The sequence below is a fragment of the Bacillus sp. 22190 genome (assembly GCF_052045575.1).
GTDB classification, from domain to species: domain Bacteria; phylum Bacillota; class Bacilli; order Bacillales; family Bacillaceae; genus Bacillus; species Bacillus altitudinis.
On sequence record NZ_JBQEPF010000009.1, the window covers coordinates 55,386 to 69,061 of the forward strand.

The window sequence follows — 13,676 nt, forward strand, 5'->3', positions numbered from 1 at the left end:
TTGAATCATCAAGTCATTACAACAGGAGGTGGCACTGCATGCGATATTTTCGTTTTTTATCAGAGACGAGGCAGCACGATATTTTTTTTAAGCGGCCGGCGGCAGTTCATTCATTGACGCCAAGGCATGTACTTGCGCATGCATTAGGTGCTACTTTGTATATGCCTGCGACAAGACAGGATGTAGCAGACATGCTGCTTTCGCAGAAATATGAAGCGCTTTGCTCTGTTGTGTTTTGCTTGGAGGACGCCATTGGTGATCAGGAAGTGGACATGGCTGAACAGAATATAGTGGCACAATTGACCTGCCTTTCTGAGACAATTCATCAATCTCCAGAAATGGCTGAGCATTTGCCGCTTTTATTTATTCGGGTTCGTTCGCCCAAACAGCTGCTCAAAATGGCAGGTTTGCTCGGTCCCTCTCTTCATTTACTGACTGGTTTTGTGTTTCCAAAGTGCTCCGTTCACAATGCAAAGGAATATGTGGACAGTTTGAAACAGGCTTCAGCACAAACTCAGAAAACACTATACGGAATGCCCATTTTAGAAACACCAGATTTATTAGAAAAAGAAACGAGATATCAGGTGTTGTCTGAATTAAAGCAGATCATGCTGAATGATGAGGAATATATTTTGAATATTCGCATTGGGGCAACGGATCTGTGTGGATTATACGGCATTCGCCGTGATCGCGAGACCACCATTTATGAGATCAGAGTCATTTCTGAGTTGATCACAGATATCATCAATTATTTTGGTCGTTCATTTGTGATATCAGGTGCTGTATGGGAGCATTTTGGACCGGCACGAAAAGAACTAAATCCATTCATCCGTGCAATTTCTAAGAGCGGTGAATCTTCCTCATTTGAACTCGATCATATGCAAGGTCTGCTCAAAGAGACAAAGCTGGATGTGGTAAACGGTATTCATGGCAAGACAGTCATCCATCCAACACATCTCAAGCCAGTTCAAAGCATGTACGTTGTCACAAAGGAAGAGTACATGGATGCATTAAGTATTTTAGAGCATGCAGATGGTACAGTCGGCGTGATGAAGAGTACCTTTTCTAATAAAATGAACGAAACGAAGCCGCACTATCGCTGGGCGGAAAATATTTTAATGAAGTCAGACATTTACGGGGTGTTTCATGAAAATAGAAGCTATATCGACATACTCACAGAAGCAGAAGCCGCATACGCTGAACATCTTGGAACATATGGAGGTGGAGCTTAACCTCAAAGAGGGTACGCTTCAGCTTGAAAAAGAACATCTTTTTGACATGGCGGCACGGGTGAACAAAAAGAGAGCCTTTTTATTTGTTAGTAAGGTGCTCGGGAAACATATGCCTGTTCACCCGTTGAAACCACTCCTCGTCTCAGGTCTTTTGGCAATGGCTTATGCAAAAGAACAAACAGGCAAGACGCCCCCGCACCAAGACTGTGTAGTAGATGCTCTAAAAACGGATGATCATGCTAAGTTAATTGAAGCCTATGCAGCGCTCAAACAAGAGAAGCTGCCGGCAAGTAACGAGCCGATAGTAATCGGCTTTGCTGAAACGGCAACTGCGCTTGGTCATGGTGTGTATGACGTCATAGAAGGAGCATCTTACATTCATACGACACGTGAACAGCTGTTGGATCTTGATCCTTCACTCGTATTTGAAGAGGAACATTCTCATGCGACAGATCAGCTTTGCTACGCAGACGACGCCTTACTTCGTACGGATCGTCCAATTGTGCTAGTAGATGATGAGGTCACGACAGGCCGGACAAATATGAATATTATTCGGGATCTGCACGCAAAGCACCCTAGATCCTCTTATACGATTCTATCCATTTTAGATTGGAGAACAGAGGAGCACGAGGAAGCGATGCTCCAGCTTCAAGAGGAGCTGGGGGTAAATATCACATCATTATCTTTATTAAAAGGGCAGATGATGTTTCGGGGGACAACACTGGATGAGCCTACTTATTCATATGAGATTGCTGCGCAAGAGAAAAGACCTGAACTCTCTTTTCATTCTCTTCAATCCTTCTTTAAGCAAGTGCCATATTCACTTTCCCATGCAGTCAATCCGGCGGGGCATTCGCCGTATATCCATGAAACAGGTCGTTTCGGTTTAAGCGCAGCGGACACGGATGCTATTGATCAAGCAGCTGCTGAGGCTGGGCTGAAGCTTCAGCGAGAACGAAAAGGAAAACAGACACTCTGCTTAGGGACAGGAGAATTGATGTATGTGCCGATGAGGCTTGCAGCTCATATGGGCGAAGGTGTCCTTTTTCATTCGACGACAAGAAGTCCGATTCATCCGGTTGAAAAGGAAGGGTACGCTGTCCAAAACGGATTCGCATTTTTGAGTCCAGAGGATGCCCGCATTCAGCACTACGTGTACAATATCCCTAAAGATCAGTACGATGATGTCTTTTTGTTTTTTGAGAAAAAGGTGTCTCAAGAAGCTTTGATGCCGCTGATCCACTTATTTGCTGAGCGGCATGTGAAGCATGTGCATATTGTGACTTTATCAGATGAGGTGAAGGTGAATGGCTAACGTGTATACAAAGATGGGAAGCTATCCAGAGCAGGACGTAACCTTCTTACTCAAGGATTTATCGTCGATTGAGATGGAGAAAAGTACTGAGGAGCGGGAGCGCTCTATTCAAAGCGGTGCCCATTACTCAGAAATGCTGCCAATTGAATATAAGCCGACGGCATCTTATATGGACTTATTCTATCAATCTCTTGAAGAAAGTAAGCAAAAGGTAGCGGAAGCCGTAGCGGTTGTCGCAGAACAAATTGTGAAAAAGCGAGGATTTCAAACCGTTCTGTGCAGCTTGGCACGGGCCGGGACACCAATCGGGGTGCTCATTAAACGGTATATCAGAAAGACGTATGGTCTCGATTTGCCGCATTATAGCATCTCTATTATTCGTGACCGTGGAATAGATGAGAATGCGCTGCATTATATACTCAAAGAACATCCAGGTTTTGAGATTGCCTTTATTGACGGTTGGACCGGAAAGGGTGCTATTTCCAAAGAGCTTCAACAAGCGGTGCTTGATTTTGAACAGAAATATGGAATTCGTCTTTCGAGTGAGCTGGCTGTGCTTGCTGATCCTGGTTATTGTACGAGTGTTTACGGAACGAGAGAGGATTTCCTCATTCCAAGTGCCTGCTTGAATTCAACGGTATCTGGCCTAGTTAGTCGAACGGTGCTAAACAACCGCTGGATCCATGCCGATGATTTCCATGGGGCCAAGTATTATGAAGAGCTCATTGATGAGGATGTCTCTAATCTGTACGTTAATACAATTGAAGAAGCATTTTCTGAACTTAATGCAAATGTACAAGAGAAAGCAGAGACCCTGCTCGCACAAGGAACGCCTCCTGACTGGCGGGGGATGACCTCCATTGAAGCAATTGGTCAGGAGTTCCAAATTGACAATACGCATTTGATTAAGCCGGGCGTCGGTGAGACGACCCGTGTGCTGCTCAGAAGAGTTCCTTGGAAAATACTCATTCAGCCAGGATCTCGGGAAAAGCTCAAGCACATTTTACTACTCGCAGAGGACAGAGGCGTGCCCGTGATTGAATATGCCAACATGTCCTACACATGCTGTGGGCTCATCCGCCCGTTGGAGCAATCGTCATGAAGAACATGGCATTTGCCAGTGACTTAGACCGGACACTGATATACTCACATCGAATGCTGGAGCAGTATGCATACAAGGGAGCATACGAATTAATTGAGGTGCTGGACGACCGGCCGCTTTCCTACATGTCTATTGAAACGAAAGCCTCCTTACAGGCAATTCATCAAGCAGGCTGGTTTATCCCAGTGACGACAAGAACGACAGCACAATTTGAACGAATCACTCTCTTTCAGCAAGAGATCAAACCAGAGTATGCCGTCACGACAAACGGCGGCTGTATTCTTCATCACGGCAAGCCGCTTGAGGAGTGGCAGGCGATTGTAGATGAGAGACTGCAAGAGTGTATGCCAGTGATAGATATGCTGCGGGCGATCTCTGAACTTCCGGTTGCCGCTTGGGTGAAACGTACTCGAACAGCTGAGGGAAGATTTCTTTATTTAATTATGAAAGACGAGTTTCTTTCTCATATTCCGCTCGCTGAATTAAGGCTGTGGGGTGAGGAGAGAGGCTGGCAAGTTTCCCTTCAAGGCCGAAAGCTGTATTTTATTCCAAAGCCGCTCAATAAGTGGGCTGCTGTTGCTTTTCTAAAAGAAAGGCTACACCTTGAATATGTATATGGTGCGGGCGACTCCTTGTTAGATGCTGATCTCATACGTCAAGCGGATAAAGGCTTCGCTCCGAGTCATGGGGAAGTCTTAGATGTTGATTTATCGCTTGAACCGACGACAGCCTCTGGCATGGCGGCGGCAGACGAAATCGCCGCTTCTGTCGCAAAGAAGATGAACACAGCAAAAAAGCCTTCGATTCGATAGCAGAAGTAGAAGGCTGAATGATATGATAGTAGTAGCTTTCGAGAAAATATAGGAGAAAGGAAGGAGCGGCGTGAGTTATAAAGAAATCAATGTAACCCAGACACGGGCGAAACAGGAAGCCTGGAAAAACCTGCTGAAAAAGCCGCTCCCTGAACGAGACGGCTACGTCAAGGACGAGCACACCTTATCCTTGCCGCGTCTCGCCGCCCGTGTCCTTGGAACTCCGCATGATGCAACCGATTATTTTATTTATTTACATGAATTATACGAAACTGACGGCATGCATATTTTAAGTGAAACCCTCAACCGGCATATTGAGCCGGAGCACTTTCAAGCGCTCCAGCGGATTCATATGATCAATCAGGAAGAAAAGGGATTGTCCGTGAATCGATTTGTGGCTTTCTTAGACGGTGAACAGCTCATTGTCCGTCATCCAAACCCAGTGATGAACCGGCATATTCGCCTTTCGTTAATCCAGGTGTTTGAACATTTCAAGCAGCTGCATGAAGGGGGATTCCAGCATCCTGATTTCCGCCGCGTGCTGCTAGATGTAGTGAAGTTTTCAAATAATCATCTAGGACCATGGCTGAAGGAAGGAAATTTGGAAGAAAAAATGCCAGCTGTCATTTGGTATGGAGAGGCGAATAAAAGTCAGCTTTATTTTCTTTACTATGTCATGCTGATTGGCTGTGATGTGGTGCTGTTTCATCCAGAGGGCAAGGATCAATTTCGTGAATTAGATCCAGAAGAAAAGCTGACTTTTATTGATCAGTATCCAGGGACGTCAAAGCTTGAACCGTTCCCTACTGAAAAGCCTGAGAGGAAATCAACGGTGGCGTACCGTTCGACAAGAGAGCTTGAAGAGGTACTTCACACAGAAGATTCCATGCTGTATAAGCCATGGCAATTCAGAGATCATACCCCTCATTCCATTACGCTAAAGACAACGTATGATGAGTTGTTTTTAATTGCAAAGGAACGGTCGTTTATCCGCCCGAATTTCAAAGCAGACCGTGACACCATACAGATTCCGAATCTTTTTGCGAAGATGATGGGGGTGACGAGAGACAAGCGAGAATATTGGGACCGTATCCATACGCTAATGGAGGGGAAAGAAACGAAAACGATTCGTCATTTCCCTTTCACACAAGAAGTGTCTTCAAATTATCAATTTCATTATCAGCATGCACTTTCTAAAGCAGGAGAGGTTGACCCTGATTTGTTAATGAAAAGCAATGTGTGGCAGTTCTCGCATTTGTATGAGGGCACGCAGCGTGCGATCGCAGAGGCCATTTCTCGAATTTGTCAGCATCCGAAGCTGTTAAAAGAAGGCCATGAGACCGAATTAGATGTACGTATTTATTTATTCAAGCAGCTTTTGCATATGAATCAAGATGTAATTGAACTCATTCAAACCTTTGATTATGCCCAGACTGTACCGAAAGTGATTTTATACCATACGGAATATAATGGTGAGCTGACTCGTTCTGATGCGGCTGCCCTGATTTTCCTAAATGAAATGGGTGTGGATCTCTTCGTCTATCATCCCGCCGGCTATCAGTGTATAGAGCGGTATATAGACGATCAATTATTTGATACACATTGGCTTGATGAAATGGTCATGAACCAAGAGTTTAAAGAGCCGTCCATTGTGAGAAAGTTATTTCAATCCATTAAAAACCGATAAGGAGATCAAAGCTTATGACAAATACAAACGGAAATGACATCATTTCAATTGATAAAGAGGAAATCACGATTGAAAAGGCAGACGATATTCGCGTTCAGCTGCGCAATGAACCAGAAGTCCAAAACATTGCGAGACAGATTGATGCCAAAAATCAGCTTGAACTGCTTGAATACGGAAAACAGCCGGCTGTCGAAATCTCTAAGTTTTCTGACCGTATCCTCTCTATGATGCGTTCAACAAGTGTCACAGACTCAGGAACGATGCTTACACAGCTTGGAAAGATTATGGATCGTTTTGATAAAAATGATTTTGACGAGCCTAAGGGCGGTTTGTTATCAAAAATCTTTAAACGCGGCGGCAGCATGATCGAGAAGATTTTCAGCAAATATCAAACGCTCGGTGCAGAAATTGAAAAAATCAACGTGGAAATTAGTAAATACAAAGATGAAATGACCAAATCGACGGTTACGCTTGAAGAAATGTATGAGCATAACATTCAATACTATATGGAGCTTGAAAAATATGTCGTCGCAGGGCAAATGAAGATCGAAGAATTAAAACAATTGGTTCCTTCTTATGAAGAAAAAGCGGCGGGGGGAAACCAGCTGGCACAAATGGAGCTAGATACGCTTCGTAATGGAATTCAAGCGCTTGAGGAACGTGTATATGATCTTGATATGGCACGGATGGTGGCACTTCAAACCGCACCACAAATCCGTTTGTTGCAGCGTGGTAATACGAAATTAATCGGGAAAATTAACTCTGCCTTCATCATTACGATTCCAATTTTCAAAAATGGAATCATTCAAGCGGTAACAGCGAAGAGACAAAAGCTTGTGGCTGATTCCATGAGTGAGCTGGACAGAAGAACGAACGAAATGCTGAAACGAAATGCTGAAAATATCTCAAGTCAAAGTGTTGAGATTGCTAAATTATCAGGTCGTCCAAGCATCGACATTGAAACGATCGAATCATCCTTTAATACGATTGTACAAGGGATGAAAGAGACGAAGCAGATTGAAGAAGAAAACAAACGATTACGTGAGGACGGAACAAAACGTATGCTTGAACTTCAAGATAATATTAAGAGAGCTGCCCTAGAGTCCTAAAAAAACAGGCTGTCTGTAACGAAAGTTGCAGGCAGTTTTTTCATGAATTTGATTAAAATTTGAGAAAAAAGGTTTTTATGTGACCTTTTTCGGGTAAATCCTGTTCAGGGGCATGGTTCACCCATGAAAGAAAAAGCCCGCTATCACAAGGATTCGACTTATTTTTTAGCACAATAAGGAATTTCCAGTAAAATATTGTCTGGTGAGAGAAAATACCCCGTAAAATATGTAGTTTATGAAGCATTCTATAGGATTTACGAGTAATACGGCGTATAAACTGTAATCACCAGACCTCTATATGGAATTCATACATATTGTACGGAAATAAGCGAATTCTAAAGATTGTTCGCATCATAACGCTTATGTTACGGTTATAAAGATGCTAATTTGGAGGGAAAAAATGAATTCTGAAGAGAGAAAGATCAAAATCAAGATAAATAATGTATCTAAAATTTTCGGTAAAAATGCTAAAAAAGCATCTCAAATGCTTGAAAAAGGGAAGACAAAGAGAGACATCCTAAAAGAGACCGGCGCAACAGTTGGTGTCAATCGAGCAAATTTTGATGTGTATGACGGCGAGATATTTGTCATCATGGGGCTATCAGGGAGCGGAAAGTCCACACTTGTGCGGCTGCTAAATAGGTTAATCGAACCAACCTCCGGCGAAATTTATATTGATGGGGATATGATAACAAATATGTCAAAGGATCAATTGCGTGAAGTTAGACGGAAAAAGATCAGCATGGTCTTCCAAAACTTCGCATTGTTCCCGCATCGTACCATTCTGGAGAATACAGAATACGGGCTTGAATTGCAAGGTGTAGAAAAAGAACAGCGCCGCTCTAAAGCGCTTGAATCTTTAAAGCTTGTTGGACTTGAAGGTTTTGAAGAGCAGTACCCAAATCAATTAAGTGGCGGTATGCAGCAGCGTGTTGGATTGGCACGTGCACTAGCTAATGACCCTGATATTTTGTTAATGGATGAAGCATTCAGCGCACTAGATCCATTAATTCGTAAAGACATGCAGGATGAATTGCTTGAGCTTCATACGTCTGTAGGAAAAACAATTATTTTCATCACGCATGATTTAGATGAAGCGCTTCGTATTGGCGACCGCATTGTCCTCATGAAAGACGGGAATATCGTTCAAATCGGAACACCAGAAGAAATTCTGATGAACCCATCGAACGAGTATGTTGAACGTTTCGTTGAAGATGTAGACCTTTCTAAAGTATTAACCGCTGGTCACATTATGAAACGTGCAGAAACAGTTCAGCTTGATAAAGGGGCACGTGTTGCGCTCACGCTCATGAAGAACCTTGGTATTTCGTCTATCTATGCAGTAGATAAGAAAAAGCATTTATTAGGTGTTATTTCTGCACAAGCAGCGAAAAAAGCGGCAGAAACGGGTGCGTCGCTAGAAACTGTTCTTGATAAAGAATTTACGACAGTATTGGAATCAACGTATTTAACAGAGATCTTTGACGCGGTGTCTGATGCGAACATTCCAATTGCCGTTGTAGATGAGAAAAACAGAATGAAGGGTATTGTGGTCAGAGGTGCATTGATTGGTGCATTATCAGGTAATGATGAATATATCAACATGTCTTCTAACGAGCTAGAGGAAATTAAAGCACAAGAGCCTTCTGCACAGGAGGTAGAATAAGATGTTTAGTATGAGTGATTTACCTAGAATTCCGTTCGCGGATTATATCGATCAATTTGTTGACTGGTTAACATTAACCTTTGGTGGTTTCTTTGATGGCATCACAAATGGATTAGCTGGAACAGTAAATGGTATTGTAGCTGCACTTGGCGTCATTCCATCCATTATTTTAACGCTTATCTTTGCCGGCATTGCTTGGTGGATCAGTACAAGAGGAGTTGCTCTTTTCACACTTATTGGATTCTTACTGATCGACTATTTAGGCTACTGGCAGCCAATGCTGCAAACACTTGCGCTCGTTCTGACAGCTGTGGTCATTTCTATCGTGATCGGGGTTCCGATCGGTATTTGGGCATCACAGAAGGAAACGGTGCGTAAAATTGTCACACCTATTTTAGACTTAATGCAGACAATGCCTGCATTCGTATACCTTTTGCCAGCGATCTTCTTCTTTAATATTGGAGTTGTTCCTGGGGTTGTGGCATCGGTTATTTTCTCTATGCCGCCAACGATTCGTATGACCATTCTTGGGATTAAACAAGTACCATCTGATTTAATTGAAGCAACAGAGGCTTTTGGTTCTACGACATTCCAGCGTTTGTTCAAAGTTCAGCTTCCACTTGCTACAAAAACCATCTTAGCTGGGATTAACCAAAGTATCATGCTTGCTCTATCCATGGTCGTCATTGCGGCAATGGTTGGTGCACCAGGACTTGGTTCGGAAGTATATAGTGCAGTAACGCAGCTGAAAACAGGGATTGGTTTTGAAGCTGGTATTGCCATTGTTATTGTAGCGATCACACTGGATCGTATTACACAAAACATTAAAACGAAAAAAACCAGGGGGAATGCTTAATGTGGAAAAAGTCTCTCTACATTGGGATGACCGCCCTGCTCGTCTTTTTACTAGCGGCTTGTGGTGCACAATCAGATTCAAATGCAAGTGCAGCACAGCAGGTCAATAAAACGATTATCGGGATTGATCCGGGTTCAGGTATTATGGCCTTAACCGATCAAGCGAAAAAGGATTACGGTTTAGAGGATTGGACGGTTGTATCTGCCTCAAGTGCAGCGATGACAGCGACATTGAAGAAATCGTATGATCGTAAAAAACCGATTATCATCACTGGCTGGAATCCTCACTGGATGTTTTCCCGCTACGATTTGAAATATTTAGATGATCCGAAAAAATCATATGGTGACGAAGAAGAAATTCACACCATTTCTCGTAAAGGATTTGCGAAGGATCAGCCGGAAGCAGCCAAAATGCTCAGTCAGTTTAAATGGTCTCAAGATGACATGGGTGAAGTGATGCTTGATATTCAGGATGGCGTCAAACCAAAGGATGCTGCAGTTAAATATGTGAAAAAGCATAAAGATCAAGTAGCGAAATGGACAAAAGGCGTGAAAAAGTCAAACGGTGACAAAATCAATCTTGCCTACGTTGCGTGGGATAGTGAGATTGCAAGTACCAATGTGGCCGCAGAGGTATTGCGTGAACTTGGCTTTAAAGTGACCTTGACTCAGGTTGAAGCGGGCCCAATGTGGACAGCAATTGCAACCGGAAGTGCTGATGCATCATTATCTGCATGGCTTCCAAATACGCATAAAACGTATGCAGCGAAGTTTAAAGGAAAATATGATGATCTCGGTACAAGTATGAAGGGTCTTCGCATGGGTCTCGTTGTTCCGACTTATATGAAAAACGTCAACTCGATCGAAGATTTGAAAAAATAGCCAATTGTATAACAGTTCCCTTATAATAGAAGGGAGCATATGGAAAAAGCAGTCTGCTCAAAAAGCGACTGCTTTTTCTTATATATAAGGATGGTGGATGAGTTGTCGATGGTGGAAAAACCAATGATGATTTTCCTGCACGGTGGAGGCGTAAGCAGCTGGATGTGGCAGGAGCATATGGAAATATTCAAGGAAACGTATGAATGCTATACCCCTGATTTTATTGGTCACGGGACAAGAGCAAATGAAACGTCGTTTTCCATGCGAGAAAGTGCTTATGAAATCATTTCATGGATAAAGGAGCATGCACATGGCCGTACAGTCATTCTAATTGGCTTCTCTCTAGGTGCACAGGTAGCCGTTGATGTGTTATCGAGAGAGCCAGACATCGCAGACATCGCCATCATCAATAGCGCCCTTGTGTTGCCATTACCATGGCTCTATTTGATGGTAAGACCCATTTTACCTCTTACATATCCGTTATTAAAGAAAGATTGGTTCATCCAGCTGCAAGCAGAAAAGATGGGACTTCCAAACGATGTACTGGATCATTATGCAGCGGATTCCAAACAATTGCAGAAGAAGACGCTGCTTACGATGTTTCAAGAAAACCTTCATTACAAGCTCCCTGACACGTTTCAACAAGCGAAGGCACGGATTCTTGTGACAGTGGGAGAAAAGGAAAAGGGCATTATGACTCGGTCAGCAGAAAAAATCACGAATGCACACCCGAATGCAGCGGGGGTCATCGTTCCTGACATTGGACATACGTTTACTTTTGAAAAGAAAGAACTTTTTGTCGACATGATCAAAAGCTTTATAGAAGCGCGTGCGTTACCAGAGGAATTAAAGGAAATAAGGAAGCTAGGCCATTTAGAAAGTGAAGATGAGCATAAAAGGGGCAGGCATGTATAAGACACTGTATGATATAGGTATAAAACGCTTACAGATGAATGGGTGTATGGATGGAAGCTCGTAAGTGAGCCATGAAGGAGGAAGCATGAGTAAAAACTATATCATATTCGGTGCGAGTCAAGGATTAGGGGATGCCTTTGTAAAAGGTCTTCCTTCAAGTGGAGATACAGTATGGATTGTGTCACGAAGTGAACCAAGCAGTTTGAACATAGACGATGGGGTGCGTAGAATTTGGCTGAAGATCGATTTATCAAGCCAAACCCATATCCCTTTTATGCTCGAAGCATTGAAGAATCAAACAATTGATGTACTTATTTATAACGTAGGCTTATGGGAGAAACGCGGCTTTGAAGATGATTATTCTTTCGATCTTGATCAACCGGAGGATATCGCTCATTTAATCAATGTGAACGTTACCTCAACGATTACCTACATCCAAGCTCTGCTTCCGCACGTAAGGACATCTGAGAATGGAAAGATCATCGTCATTGGTTCTACTGCGGGACTTGACCATACGAATTTGTCTCAGGTTTCTTTTGTTGCTTCTAAATTTGGGCTTCGTGGTATTGTGAACGCACTAAGAGAGCACGTGAGGAAAGATAAAATATCCGTTACCTGTATCAATCCAGGAGAGCTAGCGGCAGAAGTTCCATACGAAGATGGCGCTGAAAAAGCCATTGCTCTGTATGATGAAACGAGAATACCTGTACAAGATATTGTCGAGCTGGCGAGATGTGTCATTCATCTATCAAGGGTGTCCTGTGTGAAAGAAATCAATGTACCGGCAATGACAGATGTGAATGCGTAAAATAAAGGAGGCCACCCGCTTCAGGAAAGACGGGTGGTTTTTTTATTTTACGATGAATGCTGCTGAAGTGTTTCGTATACAGCTTCCGTCAAAATCTCAATGCCGGTAAAAATGGCAGAGCGGTCAAATGTCATATAAGGATGGTGAAGCCCTGGTTTTAAATCACAGCCTAAACCGAGCATCGTCGATTTCATATGAGGAAGCTTTGCTGCATAAAAATGAAAGTCCTCTCCGCCTGTCGTCACGATCGGTGGATCGAGCTGTTCTTTGCCTAGCACTTGCTCTATAGCATGTGACATGATCTCCACAGCTTCTTCATTTAATGTCGCAGCTGGAAGACGATGATCAGTTGAAAGTGTGATAGAGGCGCCAAAAGCATCCGCTACAGAATGGCATGCTCTTTCAATTTCCTTTTCTAATTCATCCATCACTTCGTTTGTCTGTGCCCGAACGTCGAGTGTAAAAGAGGCCTTGCCAGGTATGATGTTTGAGCTGCCGCCGCCTGCATTTAAATTGGTCATTTTCACAGAATGGGCGACTCGTGGATCGACATGGATATGCGCCAGTCTCTGCACAAGCGTAGATGCAACTTCGATGACGTTGACCCCAAGGTGCGGGCGTGCACCGTGAGCTTCCTCCCCTAGAATGGTCCCGACGTAATGATTACTTGATCCGTGCAAAATGGCAGGAGCGCAGCGTCCGTTTAAGGTTTCTTGAATTGGGCGCACATGCACCCCGTATAAATAATCGACGTCAGCTAACACACCTTTTTCGATCATCTTTAAAGCGCCGCCGCCTCTTTCTTCGGCAGGCTGAAAAATGAATCGGATCGTGCCACTCGGAAGTTCTTTTTCTTTCAATGCCATGAATGTCCCAAGTGCCATCGTCATATGAGCATCGTGTCCGCATGAATGGTTGGCTTGAAATACGCCATCTACTTCCTGCCACAATGCGTCAATATCGGCTCTCACAGCAACCACTGGTGCGCCTTCCCCAATTTCACCGATTACCCCTGTACAGTCTTCAAATGTTCTCGTTTTACAGCCTGCTTTCTTTAATAGATCTTCAATATAAGCCGTCGTATTTGTCTCTTCCCAGCTGATTTCTGGATGGGCGTGCAGATGTTCAAAGATGTCTGTCACGGTTTGTTTCATCTCGTTTGTCAAAGTTGTCATGAGAAGCCTCCTTGCTGACAGATAATCTGCCAAAACATTCTTTTAGTGAAATAATATTGATCTTAAATATCATCAGTGTTTATAATATAACACATCATTTGATTATTCAGAAAATTAA

The 13,676-nt window shown here is 43.3% G+C and carries 12 protein-coding genes; 11 read left to right on the plus strand and 1 reads right to left on the minus strand.

The window, feature by feature from the left end; translation table 11 throughout:
- Positions 1-38: 38 nt before the first annotated feature.
- The 11 genes from ACTJKA_RS13340 to ACTJKA_RS13390 all read left to right on the plus strand — a co-directional run bounded on the left by ACTJKA_RS13340 (position 39) and on the right by ACTJKA_RS13390 (position 12,383).
- Entirely contained in the window at positions 39-1,232 is a 1,194-nt protein-coding gene (locus tag ACTJKA_RS13340) for an HpcH/HpaI aldolase/citrate lyase family protein (RefSeq protein WP_213406365.1), read from the plus strand.
- Positions 1,216-2,547 (plus strand): phosphoribosyltransferase family protein, encoded by a 1,332-nt coding sequence (locus ACTJKA_RS13345; protein ID WP_336750189.1) that lies wholly within the window; start codon positions 1,216-1,218, stop codon positions 2,545-2,547. Before ACTJKA_RS13340 ends, ACTJKA_RS13345 begins: the two co-directional genes overlap by 17 nt.
- Positions 2,540-3,649: a cysteine protease StiP family protein gene (locus tag ACTJKA_RS13350; RefSeq protein WP_007498339.1), complete on the plus strand. Its 1,110-nt coding sequence runs from the start codon at positions 2,540-2,542 to the stop codon at positions 3,647-3,649. Before ACTJKA_RS13345 ends, ACTJKA_RS13350 begins: the two co-directional genes overlap by 8 nt.
- Positions 3,646-4,461: an HAD family hydrolase gene (locus ACTJKA_RS13355; RefSeq protein WP_282900418.1), complete on the plus strand. Its 816-nt coding sequence runs from the start codon at positions 3,646-3,648 to the stop codon at positions 4,459-4,461. The genes ACTJKA_RS13350 and ACTJKA_RS13355 overlap by 4 nt, the downstream gene beginning before the upstream one ends.
- A 70-nt stretch (positions 4,462-4,531) precedes the next feature.
- Positions 4,532-6,148 (plus strand): YceG family protein, encoded by a 1,617-nt coding sequence (locus ACTJKA_RS13360; protein WP_035703101.1) that lies wholly within the window; start codon positions 4,532-4,534, stop codon positions 6,146-6,148.
- 14 nt (positions 6,149-6,162) lie between these two features.
- Positions 6,163-7,257, plus strand: a complete 1,095-nt coding sequence (locus tag ACTJKA_RS13365) for a toxic anion resistance protein (protein ID WP_024719000.1) — start codon at positions 6,163-6,165, stop codon at positions 7,255-7,257.
- Positions 7,258-7,657: 400 nt separating this feature from the next.
- A complete protein-coding gene (gene opuAA / locus ACTJKA_RS13370) occupies positions 7,658-8,923 on the plus strand; it encodes a glycine/proline betaine ABC transporter ATP-binding protein OpuAA (protein WP_367638226.1) in 1,266 nt (421 codons plus the stop codon).
- A 10-nt stretch (positions 8,924-8,933) separates the two neighbouring features.
- Positions 8,934-9,779: a glycine/proline betaine ABC transporter permease subunit OpuAB gene (gene opuAB, locus ACTJKA_RS13375; protein ID WP_024718999.1), complete on the plus strand. Its 846-nt coding sequence runs from the start codon at positions 8,934-8,936 to the stop codon at positions 9,777-9,779.
- Positions 9,779-10,660 (plus strand): glycine betaine ABC transporter substrate-binding protein, encoded by an 882-nt coding sequence (locus tag ACTJKA_RS13380; protein ID WP_008342122.1) that lies wholly within the window; start codon positions 9,779-9,781, stop codon positions 10,658-10,660. The genes opuAB and ACTJKA_RS13380 overlap by 1 nt, the downstream gene beginning before the upstream one ends.
- A 108-nt stretch (positions 10,661-10,768) precedes the next feature.
- Positions 10,769-11,575: an alpha/beta fold hydrolase gene (locus tag ACTJKA_RS13385; protein WP_235184541.1), complete on the plus strand. Its 807-nt coding sequence runs from the start codon at positions 10,769-10,771 to the stop codon at positions 11,573-11,575.
- 85 nt (positions 11,576-11,660) lie between these two features.
- The gene (locus ACTJKA_RS13390) at positions 11,661-12,383 is read left to right on the plus strand and encodes an SDR family NAD(P)-dependent oxidoreductase (RefSeq protein WP_039166374.1); all 723 of its coding nucleotides are present in this window, start codon (positions 11,661-11,663) and stop codon (positions 12,381-12,383) included.
- A gap of 47 nt (positions 12,384-12,430) precedes the next feature.
- Here ACTJKA_RS13390 and ACTJKA_RS13395 read toward each other — a convergent pair whose 3' ends face one another.
- A complete protein-coding gene (locus tag ACTJKA_RS13395) occupies positions 12,431-13,558 on the minus strand; it encodes a M20 peptidase aminoacylase family protein (RefSeq protein WP_440607793.1) in 1,128 nt (375 codons plus the stop codon).
- Positions 13,559-13,676: the final 118 nt, after the last annotated feature.

What these genes read in the sequence shown, in the direction of transcription:
- ACTJKA_RS13340 (WP_213406365.1), top strand. Translation starts at nt 39, where the DNA reads ATGCGATATTTTCGTTTTTTATCAGAGACGAGGCAGCACGATATTTTT.
- ACTJKA_RS13345 (WP_336750189.1), top strand. Translation starts at nt 1,216, where the DNA reads ATGGAGGTGGAGCTTAACCTCAAAGAGGGTACGCTTCAGCTTGAAAAA.
- ACTJKA_RS13350 (WP_007498339.1), top strand. Translation starts at nt 2,540, where the DNA reads ATGGCTAACGTGTATACAAAGATGGGAAGCTATCCAGAGCAGGACGTA.
- ACTJKA_RS13355 (WP_282900418.1), top strand. Translation starts at nt 3,646, where the DNA reads ATGAAGAACATGGCATTTGCCAGTGACTTAGACCGGACACTGATATAC.
- ACTJKA_RS13365 (WP_024719000.1), top strand. Translation starts at nt 6,163, where the DNA reads ATGACAAATACAAACGGAAATGACATCATTTCAATTGATAAAGAGGAA.
- opuAA (WP_367638226.1), top strand. Translation starts at nt 7,658, where the DNA reads ATGAATTCTGAAGAGAGAAAGATCAAAATCAAGATAAATAATGTATCT.
- opuAB (WP_024718999.1), top strand. Translation starts at nt 8,934, where the DNA reads ATGAGTGATTTACCTAGAATTCCGTTCGCGGATTATATCGATCAATTT.
- ACTJKA_RS13380 (WP_008342122.1), top strand. Translation starts at nt 9,779, where the DNA reads ATGTGGAAAAAGTCTCTCTACATTGGGATGACCGCCCTGCTCGTCTTT.
- ACTJKA_RS13385 (WP_235184541.1), top strand. Translation starts at nt 10,769, where the DNA reads ATGGTGGAAAAACCAATGATGATTTTCCTGCACGGTGGAGGCGTAAGC.
- ACTJKA_RS13390 (WP_039166374.1), top strand. Translation starts at nt 11,661, where the DNA reads ATGAGTAAAAACTATATCATATTCGGTGCGAGTCAAGGATTAGGGGAT.
- ACTJKA_RS13395 (WP_440607793.1), bottom strand. Translation starts at nt 13,558, where the DNA reads ATGACAACTTTGACAAACGAGATGAAACAAACCGTGACAGACATCTTT.